Origin of the sequence: Pseudomaricurvus alkylphenolicus, from assembly GCF_011683955.1 — a bacterium.
GTDB lineage: Bacteria > Pseudomonadota > Gammaproteobacteria > Pseudomonadales > Cellvibrionaceae > Pseudomaricurvus > Pseudomaricurvus alkylphenolicus.
The window spans coordinates 76,939-95,192 of the sequence record NZ_JAAQPI010000021.1; the positions used below are offsets into that span (position 1 = coordinate 76,939).

Below are 18,254 nucleotides of genomic sequence, written 5' to 3' on the forward strand. Positions count from 1 at the left end.
AATTCTAACAGCTTAAATAAGAAATACCTCTGGCTTGTTCAACGGGTCAGATTGCTGTGGCTCAGGTACCCCTGAATTCACCTACGTTCCGCGCGACGGGTTAGTCTGGCATACGCTCGAAATCGACATCATCGCCTACATTCGGAATCGCTTTTAGAGCTTCAGTGAAACTTTTCTTTTGGGGGCGCTAGAGAGCTGACTCGAGTATTCGTCGCTGCTCAGCTTCTGCGCTAATTCCATGCTGAGCAGCGCGGAGCTTAAGCACCTTAACCACTTCATCATTAATATTTCGTACTACCAAATTCGCCATAGCCGATCTGTCGATAGTTAGGCTGAAATGTAGAAGGAGCCTCAGTGAACGAGCCCCTTCCTATTTCAGTTGGTTTGCAATATCGTCTTTTCTTTGTAGGTGCTTTTTGGGTGACATATGGCTGGGCAACACTCCAACAAACACCACATCGTTCTTTCTTTTTAAGTAATATACAATGTGGTCTTTCAAGGGAAAGCGGAAGGCGTCTTCAGACACCTCTTCAATTGATGTTCCCAGTAATGGGTTGTTAGCCAAAGTCTGTAGCTTTTGAAATAAAGCCTCTTTGTACTTCAGCCACTGAGCTTCGCCCCAGGTTTCAATTGTGTATTTCCTTATCTGGGCAATGTCACTCCTGGCGTGGCTCCGGAGATAGAATTTAACATTCTTCATTAATCGTATTGGCCAGAATCCAGCTCTTCAAAGAATGTATCCCCGTCAACGAGGTCATTTTCATCGATATTGTCGAATCGGGCCTTTACCAGCTCCATCTTCAGCTCTTCGATCCGCTGATACTCTTTGGTGGAAACAACCACTGCCACCGGAGTTCCATTTTTCACTATTTCAACAGGCTCAGCTTGAGCACTGATCAGCATATTGCCAAACTTGGTCTTGGCTTCATTCGCAGTCAAGGAGATCATGGTTATCATCAGCCTATAAGATGTTTCCTATATATTAGTCGAATCGTTCGATTCGATCAATAAACAAATAAAATCAATGGGTTACCGATAACGTATAAAGGGCGCCAGCCGCTTTTTAACGAATGCTCTATTTTGTTGCTCGCTGCTGGTCCCAGTCTTCGTCAGGCGGCACATTGATACCACCTGCTCACAGTAGTGTTCATTCGTTTAAACCTCCAAGATAACCTCCTTGGTTCCAGGAATACCCTGCTCCTCAGGATGCCCGAGCTGATTACTAACAAGGCGAGCAGTGTTCACCAAGTGTTGATCGCTCCAGTGATTGGTACAGTGGTGTTTGGGGACAGCCACGGTCCAACGATCTCCTGCAGGCCGATTTGATGGCGGAGCACTTTGGCATCACGGGTGAGCACCCCGACCACCGACTGGAGGACTGGCGCGAGGCTGTCGCCGAAGATCAAGAATACCCAGTCGGACTTCTTTGAGTTGCAGTAGGGAGGGCCTAGGTGGCTCCCCAAAAATCCCCCCACAGAGCCTCATCCTCAACAATACCCGTCAGCGTCAGTGGGTCATGCTCAAAGGCGTAGTCAATAATGTCTTTGGCAATATCCACCGATGAGGCGTCGCTGCTCACCGCGCTGATCAGCGCATTAATGTTCTCATCAAACGCCTCGTGCGGGTCCAACACCGTTTGCTCAACGTAATACATGGACACCTTGTGTTTGTTGATCAGTAATGCCCGATCATTCTCACCACCGGTAGGTGCGTAGGCACCGTTGATCACCGACAGAATAAAAGAGTCCTTTGGCATGCCGCTGTCGAGCTGAAGCGTCCAATAGTTCAGCCCGGTGTCGTAGGCTCTCGACTAAACAGATTGTGGTAAATGGTGCGAATAAATTCCTCGTGGCTGGCACCCTCTGGGTAGGTCGCTCGATATTCCGGTTGATGGGAAAAACTCTGCGCCACCTGCTGCAAAGACAGAGCGCCGGTATGGATCTGCTTAAACCAATAAGACAAACCCTCCGCTTCCGGTGCACGACCAAAGTAGGCGATGTACAGATCACTGATTTGATCCAGCATAGTGGCAGCGTAGCTTCGATACGGGCCCTCCACACCATCGTGGTCAGACAGAGAGCTTGGGTGCAGCTCGATGCTAAAAGCATCACCCATGGCATAGCCGAAACCCAAAGAGGCAATCCCAACCAGGGTATCCTCGCCATGCACCCCGACCAATAAGTCATCCACCACCTCATACTGGCTGGGCAGGTGATCCAATCTCAGAATCTCATTGCCGGTATTCCCGTAAAACACCTGATCACCTTCAGGGTTCACCAACGGCTGCCCGGCGGGAACGACGGTGACATTGATATCATCAAAGGCGGAAAGCCCGGCGTTATCCACCGCTTGAATACGAACAACGAGAGGCTGGTCCGCAGGCGACGCCTGGCCGGTGTCACCGAACAGCACGCCGTTGTCAAACGTCAGCCAATCCGGCAAGGGGTCGCCGTTGGCCAGCGTCGCCGAAAACGTAAGCGAATCGTCTGCATCCAAATCAATAATGCCCCTGGTATTCTGCGCGTCGCCAAGCTCATGGTAAAGCAGCACCCCTTGTACCGCCACAATATCGCGATAGGGCGCGACAACCACCGGCGCGTCATTGGTGTCATCAAACGCGGTTTTCTGCCACTGCGCCAAATCATCCAGAGATTCCGCTTCAGATAACTGTTGATTCAGGGTCGAGATGCGCTCCAGGTCTGTCTCTTCAAAGTCCTCCAACGTCGCACTCAAGAATGCTTCACTGGTCAGGTCGACGGCCGAGGTGTCTTGTGCAATCGCGTCAGCCAATTGCGAGACCGCCTCGTCGCTGTAGGGCGACAGCGCGGCAACGGCGGCAACCTGAACGGCTTTGCTTTGTACCTCTATCGCCAGTTCGTCATCCTGCGCCAGGGGGTCGTAAGATATCAGGTCAATGTCTTCCTCAATACCCAGGGCAGATTGCACCGCCGATTCAGCTGCTTCCGTACTCAGCTCACCGCTGTTTTTCACTTCCTGCACCAGCGTGGTCAGCGGATTAATAATGGAGGCATGCTCGGGGGCGCTGAGCAGTAGGTCGTTGGGCAACCCGGTGTCGATATTGGTACCGCCCACCGCCAACAGGTCACCGGACAAAGTGGTCTGCAAGGAAAAGTTGCCGTCGGCGTCGGTAAACACACCGGTGGATTCCTCAGGGTCGGCGATGCCGTCACTATTTACATCAATAAAAATCTCTGCACCGGCAATATAGCCATCGGCGACACGGCCGGTGGCCTCATTGATAATGGTAAGCTCAAAGATTCCGAAAGCCGTTTCCGCATAGGGGTCTTGAACCGTGACCTGAAGCGAATACACACCGGTTTCCGCCTGTCCCTCCAGCACGAAAAATCGCTTTTCCACAGGATCAAACTCTATCCAGTCGGGCAGAGCGTTCTGACCTTCCAAGTCGCCGAAATAGGTGAGCTCGTCCCCATCAATATCAACAAAACTGCCCTCGGGTACGATAAACTCGAAAGCGTCGGTGCGGTTTATGTGCTGGTCCGGCAGTTCAAATGCCAGCTCCGGCGCATCGTTCACATTCTCAACAGGGTTGGTGGCGCTACTAACAATCTGTTCAGAGTGACCGAACCCATCCACATAAGAGGTCGCCACGGAGATCGATTGACTAACGTGCGCCTGAGTAAGCGCCAGCTGGGAGCCATTCTCGCCTTCCAGCTCGACGCCATCGGCAAACCATTGGTGCAGAAGGGCACCTACACCGTCCGCATCAGAAATCGATTCCGACAGCTGTAGTGTTCCTCCCTGACGGGGGAATCCGAGAATCGTCGGGCCGCCCTCCGGGGCATCGTTAATATTACTGACTGCATCAGTCTCAGCGCTATGAACGACCTCCGTGTTTTCAAACCCATCCGTATAACTGGCCGCGACCGAGATCTGTTCACCCACATGACTTTGCTCCAGCTGCAGCTCACTGCTGACTTCGTCCGGCAGCGGCTCGCCATCGGCGTACCATTGGTAGCGCATTGTGCCTAACCCATCGGCATCCGTCAGGTTGTGGGAAGCCTGCAGAGTATTTTCTTGTGTCGGCGTACCCGCAATACTCACTTGCCCAAGGGGAGCATCGTTCACGTTCTCAATGGTGACGGACTCGATACTGCTAACGCTCTCCAACGTTCCCTGTCCGTCCTGGTATGACGCGCGCACCAAAACAGTCTGGCTGACGTGGGCCTGGGTTAACAACAACTGCGTTGAGTTGTCCGAGCTTTGTTCTACGCCGTTTACCAGCCACTGATAGTGGACGTCACCCAACCCGTCCGTGTCCGACAAGGTGTGAGACACCGTTAGAACCTCTCCCTGGCGAAATTCACCCGCTATAGAGACCGCACCGCTGGGGGCATCATTCACATTGGCCACCTCAATCGTCTCTACAGAGGTGACGGTTTCCTCTGTGTCCCGACTATCCGTATAGCTCACCGCCACCGAAATACGCTTACCCACCTGCGCCTGCGTTAAAGTGAACTCGTGTGTGGTCGCGCCTTCAATCGGCGCACCTTCGGCCAGCCACTGGTAATGCAACGTACCCAGTCCATCCTCATCGCTCAGAGAATTAGTGGCGGTCAGCGTCTGCCCCTGCTCTGCCGTGCCCAGAATATCAACCTCGCCCACAGGAGCATTGTTAATATGCGAGACGGCCGAGGTAGCGTCCGACCTTATCGACTCCTCCTCGCCGTACCCATCCACATAGCGGGCCTCCAGCGAGATGGACTTACCCAATAGGGCCTGGGTCAATGACAACGTGTTGTTGTTGGCACCGTGAATCATCAAGTCATCGGCGTACCATTGATAGACAACCTCGCCAAGCCCATCGTCATCCTCTAGATTGTGACTCCCCGTTAAGGATTCACCCAACAGCGTATTACCGGTAATGGTGACCGTACCGGTCGGCGGATTGTTTACATTGGCAACAAGCTCAGTCTCAGCGCTGCTGACTTGTTCACTCTGCCCATAACCATCGGTATAGCTGATTACCACAAAAACCGGCTTACCCACATGCGCTTGTGTCAGCTCGATGGCGGCGCTGGTTTGGCCGTCCAGCGGATTGCCGTCGGCATACCATTGGTATCTGACCGTGCCCAACCCGTCGTCGTCGGCCAAGTCATGGCTAATGCTCAGCGTCTGGCCTTCAATTGCATCACCGTTGATGGTCACGGTACCCGTCGGCGCATTATTAACATTCATCACCTCAGAGGTGGCCGCGCTGAAAATGCGTTCATCCGCACCATAAGCATCCGAATAAAACGCCTCGGCGGTAACCTGCTTACCCACTTGCTCCTGCGTTAATGTCAGCTCGGTGTCCGTCGCCGCCTCAATGGCGATACCATCGGCAAACCACTGGTATTGAACAGTGCCCAGCCCATCTATATCGCCCAGATCATGGCTGAGCGTCAGCGTCTCGCCTTCAGTCGCCACTCCAGTGATGGACAAACTGCCGGTTGGATCATTATTAACGTTGGCGACCATCGCGGTCTCGCCGCTAAACACTTGCTCCGCAGTACCATAGCGATCGGTGTAACTGCCGCGCACACTGATCACTTTGCCCACCTGATCCTGCGTCAGCAGCAACTGCGCATCGTCAGCGCCGTCGATGGCAACACCATCCTGATACCACTGGTAAAACACATCATCCAGGTCGTCTTCATCCGTCAGGCTATGGCTGGCGGTCAGGGTTTCGCCCTCAACCGCTTCGCCACTGATGGTCACATCGCCCACTGGATCGTCGTTGACGTTACTAACATCGGGAGTTACGTCACTGGTCACCGATTCGTTGTGGCCATAACCATCCACATAAGTAGCCAGCACAACGATGCGCGCGCCCACCTCGGCCTGGGTTAACGTCAGCTCATCGCCCGTGGCCCCCTCGATGGGATTACTGGAGGCATACCACTGATACTGAAAACTCCCCAAGCCATCTTCATCACTCACCGTACTAACGATGGTTAATGTTTCGTCTTCACGAGCGATGCCACTAATTGTCAACCCGCCGGAAGGCCCATTGTTCACATTAGTAACAGCGCTGGTGGTATCACTGAACACTGTTTCCCGTGTGCCCTGGCCATCGGTATAACTGGCCATCGCACGGATAACTTTGCCAACCTGCGCCTGGCCCAGCGTAAATTCGCTGCCCGTGGCACCGCCGATGGCCACATAATCGGCATACCACTGATAGCGTACCGTGCCCATACCGTCTTCATCGGTAATGGTGTGCCGCGCATAAAGCGTGTGCCCCTCAGTCGCGACGCCCGCAAGAATCACTTCACCATAGGGGGCATCATTCACATTGGCCACCGCCGCGCTGGCGGCACTGTACACACTCTCGTAGCGACCATAACCATCGGTATAACTTGCACGCACAGAGATGGATTCACCCACCAGACTCTGATCCAGCGACAACTGCGAACTGTCTTCCCTAGAAAGCGAACGGCCGTTGGCATACCACTGGTAACGAACGCTGCCCAAGCCGTCCTCGTCGGTAAGATTGTGCCACGCAACCAATGTGCGGCCCTCTTGCAGGCTGCCACCGAAGGACACGGTGCCCACGGGCGAATCGTTCACGTTAGCGACGTTGGACGTGGCAGCGCTGGTCACGGACTCCACTTCGCCTTGCCCGTCGATGTAGGTGGCCTTAACCGTAATCGACTTGCCCACTTGATCCTGCACCAACACCAGTTGGTCCGAATTTGCACCGCTGATGACTTGATTATTGGCGTACCATTGATACTCAATGTCGCCCATGCCGTCAGCGTCGTTTAGGGTATTGGAGAGGCTTAAAGTGTGGCCCTGAGTGAGGGTGCCGGTAATGGCCAGTGTGCCGGTGGGTTCGCTGTTGTCGCGAATGATTCTGAAGCTGGTGTCGAAGCCCAGGCTGGCCAGCTCGGATGTAGTATAGGTTCGTACGTTGCCGGCGGTATCGTTGACGGAGACTTTTGTGACGCTGTAGGTCCCAGGGACGTTATTGTCGAATATGCCTTTCGATTCATTGCTGATGCCATCATCCCAAGAGTCGTAAAACCCGCTCAAGACCACAAGGCTCCAGGTCCCGTTCGCTGTTGGGCTGTCGGCTCTATGAGAGTAGGTCAAATCAGAGTCAAAGTAGATAGTGACCTGATCAATGTCAGATATATCATCCGATGCTTCGACTTGGAAATTCAATGGACCACTACCGGAAGTCGTATCAACCGTCGGAGACAGAGAGAACGCCGTGATCTCCGGAGCCTCCGTGTCCGCCGTGGCACCGGTTAGCTCAAAACTGGTACTGAACCCAGCACTGATCAGCTCTTCGGTCGTGTAGGTTCTTACGTTCCCGGCGACATCTTCGATATCGAGTTTGGTAACGGTATAAATTCCTGGGCTATTGGTATCAAATATTCCTTTTGATTCGACTGAGACGCCGTCATCCCAAGAGTCGTAAAACCCGTTCAAGACCACCAGACTCCAGGTACCATTCGCCGTTGCGCTGTCGGCTCTATGAGAATAGGTCAAATCAGAGTCGAAGTGGACAGTAGCGCTTTTTACACCTGACTCGTCGTCAGCTGCTTCAAGGCTAAACGTCAGGGGGCCGCTACCGGATGAGGCATCGACACTTGGCGTTAAAGAAAAGAGCGATAATTCCGGGGCCTGTGTGTCAGGAGCCGCACCGATCAGCTCAAAGGAAGTGTCAAATCCAGCATTGTTCAGATCCTCAGTGGTATAGGTCCGAACATTCCCAGCCAAATCCCTGATGTTAATTCCTGTAACCGTGTGGGTGCCTGAGCTGTTGGTATTGAATAACCACTTTGATTCCTCAGCGATACCGTCATCCCAGGAGTCGTAAAACCCACTCAAGACCACAAGGTCCCAGGTGCCGTTCGCCGTCGGGCTGTCGGCGCGAAAGGAATAGGTCAATTCAGAGTCAAAGAAGATGGTTGCTGAATCAATGCCGGTATCATCGTCGGACGCCTCCATATGAAACTCCAACGGCGCACTACCTGAAGACACATCCACCAAATCGGTAAGAGTAAAAGCGGAAAGCACTGGCGCAGTGACATCAGAGCTGGACATGGAGGCAATTCCTTATGCAGTTGGGCTAAGAGGTAGTGTTAGGACTTGGAGAGCGAGAGTGGTTATCCGAAGCGGAAAACACCTGCGGCTAACTGGTAGACGGTAGCAAGATCGATCATTCCTTAATCAGGTTAAACGGACCATGTCGGCGGATTAACCGTAAATGTTAACGCGTTGAAGTGTGTGCCAATAGTGGCGTATATCTGCACGATGTGTGAGATATTTCCTACAAAATGTAATAGATATGGGATGAAAGAGTACAAATCGAGCCAAATGTATGTCTGATTGCCTGTACTACCGTGGCTAATTCCCAGCAAGTGGTCAAAATAGACGGCGACAATTTTTTTTGCATCTGCACAAAAGTAACGAGTGCGAACCCATGCCACGATTTTTCAACAACGCTGGCACCTGTGGTGCCAATCGATCACAACCATATCGAGCCTCTTGACCGAATAGACTGGGAAGAGATATAGCAACTCATCCACGAAAAAAGCTATCTGATGTTGCACGCCCCCGACAAGAGTGCCATTTCTAATGAACGGAAAAGTGACATTTCTAAAAAATCCTAACACCTTAATTTCGCATAATGAAAATTATGTTAATACGCAAATTTTATATTTGTTGTTTCCGAATGATTTTCTAAATTTGTAGTATTGCAAATGGATACGTCCAGCATTTGTGTCCAGAATTATCTTGAGAGAGATAGTAAACACGTCTCGGTTCAGCCGAATTCACTGTAATAGTTCTATCGAATTTCGTTCGAACCAAAACGGCCTCCAACTGATCGTCGCAGAATCTGATATCAAAATGCTTGTCTACATAGTTCCTGAATATCTCCAGCGCATCTTCTCTCTCAGGGAAATCTTCACAGGAAAGCGCTAGATAGCCAATATCGTCCTCTCCTTTAGCAACGATCAATCGATTAAATCTGGAGTAGTAATTGAGAAAAAATGAAGTGTCATCAAAAATAGTGTGGCTTTCAGCGAGATCATGAATTTCCTGTCGAATCTTTTCGGCAAGATTAATGTCGCCGCTATATATGTGGTCATCTTCGATAAGATCCTGGTAGTACTGTATCCTTTTAGTTTCTAGATTTAGGTACAGCCTATCATCCTCGTTCCACTCTGGAAAGACCACGGAATGAATGGAAACTCCGCGCTTGTCGGAGCTACTCTTCAGTTGAGAGTTTGGCTTATTCCCAAAGAGTGCACAATGCATTGAATTTATGTTCAAATTGGCTTGAATAGTCGCCAAATAGACGAGCCTAGTTTCCAGTGCTTTTATCAGTTTTGGGCTCCTGTGAAGGCGAAAATAATCTTCATCACCATCAAATCTTCTCTGATATTCATCTGTGACATCAAACCAGTCTTTATGTTCAGATGCTGACTTGTATAGAGAAGAGGGGAGTGGCTTAATCTCATTGGTTAGAGGAAAGGCTGAAGAACTTAATATAGACTCTACTAATTCAGAGCAAAATTGATACAATTCCTCATCTTCCTCTAGAACTCTTTTTAGATATGAACGGTTCCCTGAATCTTTGTATTTTTTAACCTTCGCATCTAACTTTCTAATCCCTTCATGCAGATTATGTGCTGAGGCGTTATTTAATTTATTCATAAAATCAACGAATTGGTAACTGTATATATTCCCTATATAGTTTCCCACCATGGATACGAAGCTATCCATGGTGTGCATCTGTGTAATTTCTTTGTTTCTAAATATCCGCCATTCTTTTTCTGGGCCACATTCCTGATTAAGCAAAGTATACCCAATTTGCAATTCTGAAGGATTTGAATGGAAGACCGTATTTCCGCCACTCACTATCCCGACATGTGACCATGTCAGATCGTAAGGCAGACGAAGAGTGCTTTCTTGAAAGCGACGGTTGATGCAATTCTTTGTTCTATTCCTGAAAAAAATAACGTCATAATACATGTTGAGTAATCTCTTTCATCAGACATTCGTTGAGTATAGTATAGTGGTCCCCGAAATTGAGAAAGGGCTATAGAGAATACTGACTCAGAGTGGTGGAGTAGACGCGTAGTTTACAGCCCCAGCTATCCACCAATTGTTGGGCACCCGTCTAAGTTAATGCTACCATCCGTCCAATGAACACTGAACAAGTAAAAGACTATTGTCGCTCCTTCCCAGGAGTCACAAGAAAACTCAGTGGCCATCCTGCCAATGTTTTGTCCTTCTCCGTACAAAACAAGAAATTCGCCTATTTCAAGACCAGTGCCCCGGAAAAATGGCGCTTTAGCTTCCGAGTCACCCCTGAGCGCTTCCTAGAGCTTACGGATCAACCCGGTATCAAACCCGCCCGCTATATGCACCGGTATGGTTGGGTTACGGTGGTGAACGTAACCTCAATGGACGAAGTCTATCTCCAAGAGCTGATTGACTGGTCGTTCGAAAAAGCCGTCAGTGGTTTATCCAAGAAGTTGCAGAGAGAGCTCAAGGGTTGATTGATATCAAAGAGTTTCGCGCAAGAGTTGGCACCTTCCCAACCTCTTCTAGACTGGGAAGGTGATAATTTGAAGTTAGCCTTTACGACTGTTGGAGTTCCAACGCAGATTTCTGGATTGTGGCTTTGCGTATGCCGCTCCACTGGTGGGGTGGATGGCGCAGAAATCCACCACAACTGACCTCAATTCTCATAATACACCCAACAATTTTCAAAATTCCCCTGTTCCATCTCCGCTCGGTCACCGTAAAAATACAAATGTCCGCCATCTCCCCACAAAAAGCCGGCATTCACATCACTGGTAAATTGCACCAGCAACCCCATCTTACTCGCGGCCTCCAACAGGTCGTGGTACTCCGGGGTGCCTTCCTTCGGGTAAGCGTAAGGGTCTTTGCCCTGGGCAGCCAACGTGCAAAAGAACTCGGGCGGCATGTATTGCAATAAAGCGGGGTAACCAGACACCTGATTATCGGGTTCCTCCTCGCTGATCGCGTCTAAAACCTCATTAAAATGCTCGCGCTCATCGGTTTCAAAGTCCAAGCTGCTGTAGGCGGCGGTCATCTCGTTGGGTAGCGGTAATCCACCCTTTACGATTCGCACTAAACAGGGGGCAAACAGCTCCGGTGCGATCTTGCCAGTATACTCGGTGCGCGCCAGCGTCGTCTCAGGGTCAGCATAAATCGCCTGCCACCCATCTTTATGCTCAGGGCGGCTGCCCAGCAATATATCGAGAAGGTAGGTTTCTTTATCGAGGTGCTCACTGCTAAAGGTTTCCTCAGAGCAACCCAGAAAAAACAGCACAATCCCGCCTGTCGGCAGCCGAATATCAGGCTGAACACTCGCCAGCTCTGACAGGTTAATCTGCCCAATAAATCCCATCGGTCGCCCCTCCCAGGTGGGCCAGGCCGTACCGTCGGGCAAGTCTGGCCAGCCGCCCAGGCGGCTCACACCCAGCGGCGGAGCGCCTCGTTGATCGGGCATCGCCCAACCGCTCTTCTTCGTTTTTTCCGATTTGAGTTTCGCTGCGGGGTAGTGAAAGTACTGTATCGGGTCAGCCAGTCTCTGCAAGCCCGCTTTATCGATCAATTTTTTCAACGTTGCCCTTGGGTTTAGCGTTAACGGGACTCGGGCACCCGGCTTTCCTTGCTCCGATACAAATACGTTCTCGGTGTCAGGGGCGTCAAGGCTAATCTCTCTAACGCCTTCATTTTCCGAAACCAACAAGCGAGAGCCGATAAAAGCAAAGGCCGCAGGGATCAAGCTTTCCGTTCGATGTTTACCGCTTTCCCTTTCCACAATCACACGATCACAAAGTTCCGCCACCTGCCAGCTGGCACCACTTTCAAGGTCGGTCAGCATAAGCTCTGGCTTATTGAGCAATTTTGAGGTGAGCCAGCAACCATCGTCCGATAGGCTAAGCGTGGCCACATCATCGCGTTTACAGCCACGATGGGGGTAATAGCGTTTGGCGTCACCAGTCAGAGTGTTCACAACGGCCACCAACCCCTTATCTCCCGAGAAGGCTACCCAATCGGATTTCCTGGCTGCCGCCGCTGTCCAGGCCAAGGCGTTCTTTGGTATATCAAATTTGTGGATTTCCCGGTTGGATCCGTACTCAAAGGTATACAAAACCTCATCGTTCACTGCCACCCAGTAGTTCTCCAGTGCCACAAACTCGAACACGGGATACAGTTGGCGGTGCGAAGCAAGAATCTTACGGTCCGAAAGCCGCTGTTCAATCAAACACGGCTCGGTGCTATGGCTGGTATCCAGGCAAATAACGGATGCACCATCTGCAGACAACGCCTTGGGGCTAGCCAGCGCCTGCGCTTGGGGCCACTGTGTTTCTTCTCGCTCTTCCACGGTGTCCTTAAACACATCGATCACTCGCTGCACTGCATGAGGTAAATAGTCGCCCCGGTCGCATTCCATGCCCACTACGAGCCGACCAGTGTGCGACGTTAACGCCACCCTCGGCACAAACAACGCTTCTTTTGTAGCGAGCTCAGCTTGGTACGCGTACAGCCAAGCCGCGCTATTGTCCTCAACCATGTTCTTCTGTACATCCGCCGTTTGTAACAACCGTTGTTGCTCCGCTTCGCTGGCGGGCCTTGTCATACAGCACTTCTCGGTGATGTTGGTAAGCGAATGGCAGGTGTCGATGTGGCCATAGGCAAAATAGGCATGGTTTGACTCCCGACTGCACTCGCCACCAATCTTGTGTTCAGCAAACCGGATGGCAACCAGGAAATGTCCACTATCATCCAGGGGCAGTATTTCTTTGTCGTAGTACACTCTACAGTTCCTTGTGCGCTGGTATCCGTTTCTAAGCGTATAACAAGTTGTCGGCGTTACGTGCAAAGTAATCGGCCAAATAAGTGAGGCGAGCGCCCTCGTCTTCAAAATCGTTAGGGACAGAGTGATAGGCGGTCCCGACCCGCTCATGATTCTGTTTACTACTGAACCAGACCTCTACAGCCTTCACCAGCGCATCCGCTTCCCCGTTCAACCCTACCTTGCGGTAGCAGCGGATGATCTTGTCCATCTCATCACGCTTGTTTTCGATAGCGTACCAACCACTGAATAGGCAATTGGTCTCCCAGTAGAATATATAAGCCAGCAGTACATAGCCCTCTGGGATCGAGTCCTCATCAATGTCTGACATCATTAGCTCACCCGAGAGCTTGAACATCATATCGATCAGCTCGTCGCCCTCCAGTGAGTTCCAAAACTCTAGATCGCAGCCTCTCACTGTGGTTATCTTCTGCAATAGGGGGAGAATGTTCTTCGGTATGTTCATAGATCCCTCGAGAATCGGTTCACCTAAATTCCTTGGCTTGAGGTGTTATACCACGGCTGGGTAAATTTGTTCTACTTTTCTGAAACCGGTAGGGCGGCACACACTGGATATAAGGCTCCAGATTGTCCCTACTATCGCCATTTGCTGCAATCCCGCACTGTGCTATGTTTGGGATGGACTGTATTACAAGGAAATAATTGGTCACCCCGCCTTTGTTTCCTTTTGAAGGAAACGTTTCACCGCTAGTAGTCACTAACCGTAGGGGCTGTTCACAGAGCTAGAACAGCGAGCGACATGTAGGAATTCATGCCAAAAACAGGGCTAATGCAATGGATTGGAATTGGGCGATATCAATTTTCTACAAACTGGCCTCTATTGGCTCAGGCACCTTCATTGTATACCTGGGCTACCGGCTATTCATAAAAGGCGTCTACGGCGAGACCGGAGAGGTATCTGTTGACTGGAACGACAATCGATTAATGCTGAAACGCGCAGCTCCTGGCAGTATCTTTGCTGTCTTTGGGGCCATTGTCATCGGGCTCATCGTGACAACTGAAGCAAAGTACTCGCCGGCTGAGGGAATCAGCATGAGCAACATCTTCAATCTTTCTCAGATGGAGAACGCGAAAAAGATCAGCGAATTAATTGAGAGCGAAGAGCTGGATGCCAAAACCAAAGCGGTACTCAGCGAGATACTAGAAAGCATGGGCGGAAAACCAACGATCATCGTCGACAACCCGCGAACCAATCTCGATGACAGCTATGAGAGCTAATGGATGATTATGCTAACAAAGGAACAAAAAAGGACCCTATTGTTCTGGGTCATCATTCTAATGATTGCCCCCTTCGCGATAGAAATGGTCTTTCTCGCCGATTTGCTTGGAGCCGAGACCGCCGTCTTCTTCCTTGTATACTACTTAAAGGATGCTTGGACAAGAATCCAGCTAACGTGGAGGCACTTTAAAGACGAGATTTCTACATGTGTGGCAATTCTAATCACGATGGGTATAGCAAGCCCAGGGGTATTACCACGAATTACGCCATCGGATTATTCTTCTTCGCGGTTACCGGTTCGCTTTTTTACAGTCTTCTCGCATTGTACCCAGTAGTAATGACCGAATTCTGGGTGTTCGGAATTTCTTAACTAAATCCCTACATTAAGGATAGGCAATGCCTGAAAATTCGAGAAACAAGGGTTCAAACCAGTGTTTGGGTATTATCACCAATGTCTACTAGTGGTTACATTGAGCTGTCGGACGCCAATACTACTCTTGTAAAATTATCCACATGCTCCCATCGGCGACATTTGACGTATACAGCGACAATTGTCGAATACTCATTGCACGCCGATACCTGACTGTCTATTCTGATATGTAATGGATTGATCAGCCTCCCTTCCAGTGTTTATCGGTTGAATTCGACGCCTACCGAATGGAGAATACGGAGCAAGGATATGCCAAACACCCCCCGCCAATTGGTTTTTCTTCTGCACGGCATGGGCGAGCACAGCAAGGGCTGGTCCAAAAAAGGTGTGGATTACCTCACCAAGGGTGCCAAAACACTCAAATTTGACTACACCGTGGGAGCAGACAGAGAGGTCGAGTTCATCGAACTCACTTACGGCCGGTTCTTTGATGATTACCTGAAAGACTATGAGAACCACGCCGAGGCACTGAGCAAGTTGCCAGTAGGGGTAATTAATGGGCTGCCGGATTTTTCCAAAGCCATCGTTAAGGCCGCCAAAACCTCTCCCAATCAAGATAACATGCTCGTAACCCATTGGGGTGATGTTGCCCTCTACGCGCTGGCTTTGATAGGTCCACAAATCAGAGATTGGATCAAGCTGCAAATAGAGGAAACGCTCTTGCAGCGAGGATACCCCGAGTGGTCGGTGATTGCCCATTCGCTGGGAGCACGGGTCATACACGACACATTAGACGAATGGTTTACGGCCAACCCCAACGCATACATGGTACCAGGTAAGCCTAATCTTCTATTGATGATCGGCAATGTGATTGCTTTGATGTCAAGAGACAGAGACGTGATGTGGCGCGATACCTTGGTTTATCCCCATACTGATATGAAGCGGGGCGCTTGTTTTAAGTACGTCAACGTCGACCACCCGATGGACCCGTTTACTTGGGTCCGATCGTTTGATCCTATGCCGGAGTGGGGCGACGGCGCCGCTAGTACCGGATCGTTTTTTGAGCCTGTGTTAAAAAGCAGTCATCTCACATGTTGGAACCCCCATGCGTTTGGGCACTATTGCAGAAACCCTCTCACCCAGGCAGCATTTTTCCGCCACGTAATGGGCGAGCGCCTGTTTAGCCCCATCGATGAAGAGCAGCTGCCCAAAGCGATGGAGAAGTACCGAAAGGCCACCATTGAGGGGGGCTACCTTAACCTCAAAGACCAGTTTGAAGACCTTAAGTTGGGCGATATTCGCGAACTCAAGAAGTTTGTAGAAACACTAAAGGCCTATTTTGAAGTACTGGAAAGCTTTGACGAGGACTGCTGACATGTTAATCACGGACGACACTACTCTGAGCCAATCTGGCACTCACTCCTGTCGAAGCCCGCTCCAAGGGCGATGGACTCTGGCGACACTCTTCCAGTCTTTGACGCTGGTAGCTGTTTATACGCTGACATTGGCTGCTTCGTCTGCGAGCGCACGATGCCTGGACAATACCTCAACCGACACCAGGTTTTTGGTCTACGCAGAACGATACGCGCAAACTTGCCTTGATGACAGTGCGGTATACGCACAGGCAATTAACTCGCTTGATGCCAACAACAAAAAGCTCGATTTGGACAAACGCTTAGGCAAAGTCATCGCTTCGTTAAACGTGCTTAAACAAGGTGTCTCAGGTGGGCGTCCTAACTCTGACTCTTCAGCCGCAGACGCATTAGAGAGCGCGTTAAACAAAGCTATAGACACCTCAGCTGATCTTCAGCTTGCCTATTTAACCACTCCCCAAAGCCAGGCTTTGGTCGCAGATGAAGGCCTTGCCATTAACAAGTGGGGATATGGCGCAGGGAGCCACGTGATTTGGCGAGCAGTGATCCTGCAGCCGCTGTTGGATCAAGGCTGTGCCGCGAGAGACGTTACCTTCTCAGTCGACTCCACTTGTTACAACTACTTTCATCAAAAATTAGCAGGGTTGGCGGAGATCTATGGCATAGTAAGAGAGCAGATACTACCGGTTGCCGTCACTCCCATCGGGCAAATGAGCATCAAACGCTACGCCGATCGGGTCGCTAGGTGGGAATCCTACTTCAAAGACACTCAGTTCCAGTACCCCTGGGAGCTTATTGTTAACCGACGATTCACCTACAACTGGCATGAAATCGCCAAGGAAGACAGCATTCCCACCAAACGCTACATACTTCTGCACCCGGATGTGGGTGCCCTCTATGCCGATAACGACGGCGATGACCAGACCGATTTGGCCCTGGTGATGCAGTGGGCTGGTATTCAGTGGTGGCAGGAATGGGACAAAGACAACCGAGCCAAGCACCCCATCGGCGTCTCTGTGGTGTCAACATTTGTGGATCTGCCAGAGATGGATGAGCATGGTTTTGGATTCATGTTCCACTACAAACGCTTTGGACTGTCGGTAACCAAACACGGTGATGACACAGCAGTATTTTTTAACCTGAAGTTAGCCGAGTGGATCGATGGTGGGGACTGGAAGGCCAAACTGAAGAAAGAGGGGGATTAGCGGATTGACAATTTTCCATTTTAAGCAGCTGGTCGTTCTGCTAGCAGCATGGCCGCTGCTTGCCATCCTGTATTAACTGGATGGTGAGCTCTTGTTATGGTTTCGATGGAACGAGCCAAAGCAAGCGAGGTAACCCGTTTTGCGTGAAAGACCAAACGGCGAGATTTAGGTATGCGAGATCCGAATCTTTAGGATGGCGATGACCAAACAGTGTGACTCGGTATTGGATTTGCTCAACATCGGTCACTATGAGCACTTTTACGACCAGCTTAACGAATGGCACAAAGCTGGTTTGACGTTGATTGGCTATTGAATCCAACTCCACTTAGCGTGCTGCGACGTGACGCTCATATCAAAGAGTATACTATCCGACGAATTAAGCACTTTCTGTGAAACTTTAGCACTTTGCGTGGTCGTCCATCCAAAATAGGGAATTCCTCGTAGAAATATCAATATGTCCGATAAATATCATTATCGGACATATTGATATTGTCGAAAAATTGCCTATAATTCTGGACGACCACAGAAAGTACTTAATTTTTCCACGCAAAGTGCTAAAGTTTCACAAAAAGTGCTTAATTTGTCGGACAGTGAAAAATCCACATTTTTTAGCGCATTCCTTTCTATCAAAGCCTTCTGAAAGAGTGTAGACGAATAATGTGAAGGCCACTTTTCTAGCTTTTTAGTCCAGAAAATCACTATTCATTTCCTCGATTTCAACATCCAAAACCGATCAGCTTTTCCAAAAACGTTACGATTCTCGAGAATTTCAGCAATACTTTCTCCTTCAAAAAACTATATACTGCTGGGCTTACTTCATCTTTTTATCTGGGAATAATAAATTAAGCTATTCAATTTAACATAACGGGAATTATGTGAACTTTGATTGTAGGCGCAATATAGTAATGTCCTATTTGAGCAATTTAGAAATGTCCGCTTTTGCGTATGATATTCGGCCCTTTACCGGACAGATCGACGCATTAGGAGCCATTTTCGATGGGAAGTTTGCTGACTATGGGACAGAAACAACTGGACAGACTCACGATCCTGGAGCGTGTTAAAGACCGTCGATTAACTCAATCAGAGGCCGCCAGATTGCTGGGCATCAGTGATCGTCAAGTGAGACGGCTTTATAGCGCCTACAGCGACCAAGGCGCTCAAGCGTTGGTTTCCAAACACTACGGTCGTACAA

At 50.1% G+C, this 18,254-nt stretch carries 13 protein-coding genes; 5 read left to right on the forward strand and 8 right to left on the reverse strand.

All coding sequences use genetic code 11. The annotated features are described in order from the left end of the window. Positions 1–187: 187 nt before the first annotated feature. The 6 genes from HBA55_RS38255 to HBA55_RS32520 form a co-directional block, all read right to left on the reverse strand. Complete coding sequence (locus tag HBA55_RS38255; RefSeq protein WP_420821518.1) at positions 188–310, reverse strand: FitA-like ribbon-helix-helix domain-containing protein; 123 nt, start codon at positions 308–310, stop codon at positions 188–190. 60 nt (positions 311–370) lie between these two features. Beyond that, positions 371–700: a type II toxin-antitoxin system RelE/ParE family toxin gene (locus HBA55_RS32500; protein WP_166999914.1), complete on the reverse strand. Its 330-nt coding sequence runs from the start codon at positions 698–700 to the stop codon at positions 371–373. Beyond that, on the reverse strand, positions 700–957 hold the full coding sequence (locus tag HBA55_RS32505; protein WP_240946412.1) for a type II toxin-antitoxin system Phd/YefM family antitoxin: 258 nt from the start codon (positions 955–957) through the stop codon (positions 700–702). The genes HBA55_RS32500 and HBA55_RS32505 overlap by 1 nt, the downstream gene beginning before the upstream one ends. 490 nt (positions 958–1,447) lie before the next feature. Continuing rightward, positions 1,448–1,756, reverse strand: a complete 309-nt coding sequence (locus tag HBA55_RS32510; RefSeq protein ID WP_166999915.1) for a hypothetical protein — start codon at positions 1,754–1,756, stop codon at positions 1,448–1,450. A 29-nt stretch (positions 1,757–1,785) separates the two neighbouring features. After that, positions 1,786–8,076 (reverse strand): DUF4214 domain-containing protein, encoded by a 6,291-nt coding sequence (locus HBA55_RS32515; protein WP_166999916.1) that lies wholly within the window; start codon positions 8,074–8,076, stop codon positions 1,786–1,788. A gap of 639 nt (positions 8,077–8,715) precedes the next feature. Continuing rightward, positions 8,716–10,011 (reverse strand): hypothetical protein, encoded by a 1,296-nt coding sequence (locus tag HBA55_RS32520; protein WP_166999917.1) that lies wholly within the window; start codon positions 10,009–10,011, stop codon positions 8,716–8,718. A 173-nt stretch (positions 10,012–10,184) separates the two neighbouring features. Between HBA55_RS32520 and HBA55_RS32525 the strand changes: the two genes are divergently transcribed. Then, complete coding sequence (locus HBA55_RS32525) at positions 10,185–10,541, forward strand: MmcQ/YjbR family DNA-binding protein (RefSeq protein ID WP_166999918.1); 357 nt, start codon at positions 10,185–10,187, stop codon at positions 10,539–10,541. 182 nt (positions 10,542–10,723) lie between these two features. Here HBA55_RS32525 and HBA55_RS38115 read toward each other — a convergent pair whose 3' ends face one another. Both HBA55_RS38115 and HBA55_RS32535 read right to left on the reverse strand, forming a co-directional pair. Next, the gene (locus tag HBA55_RS38115; protein WP_166999919.1) at positions 10,724–12,835 is read right to left on the reverse strand and encodes a DUF1963 domain-containing protein; all 2,112 of its coding nucleotides are present in this window, start codon (positions 12,833–12,835) and stop codon (positions 10,724–10,726) included. Between the two features lie 31 nt (positions 12,836–12,866). Beyond that, the gene (locus tag HBA55_RS32535; RefSeq protein ID WP_166999920.1) at positions 12,867–13,340 is read right to left on the reverse strand and encodes a hypothetical protein; all 474 of its coding nucleotides are present in this window, start codon (positions 13,338–13,340) and stop codon (positions 12,867–12,869) included. Positions 13,341–13,669: 329 nt separating this feature from the next. On the opposite strand from HBA55_RS32535, the gene HBA55_RS32540 reads away from it, so the two are divergent. From HBA55_RS32540 to HBA55_RS32555, 4 genes are all read left to right on the forward strand, one after another. After that, on the forward strand, positions 13,670–14,113 hold the full coding sequence (locus tag HBA55_RS32540; RefSeq protein ID WP_166999921.1) for a hypothetical protein: 444 nt from the start codon (positions 13,670–13,672) through the stop codon (positions 14,111–14,113). Positions 14,114–14,793: 680 nt separating this feature from the next. Further along, a complete protein-coding gene (locus tag HBA55_RS32545) occupies positions 14,794–15,858 on the forward strand; it encodes a hypothetical protein (RefSeq protein ID WP_166999922.1) in 1,065 nt (354 codons plus the stop codon). A 1-nt stretch (position 15,859) separates the two neighbouring features. Continuing rightward, entirely contained in the window at positions 15,860–17,062 is a 1,203-nt protein-coding gene (locus HBA55_RS32550) for a hypothetical protein (RefSeq protein ID WP_166999923.1), read from the forward strand. 996 nt (positions 17,063–18,058) lie between these two features. Next, positions 18,059–18,254 (forward strand): helix-turn-helix domain-containing protein (locus HBA55_RS32555; protein ID WP_166993460.1); only part of this gene is annotated, 196 nt, incomplete at its 3' end.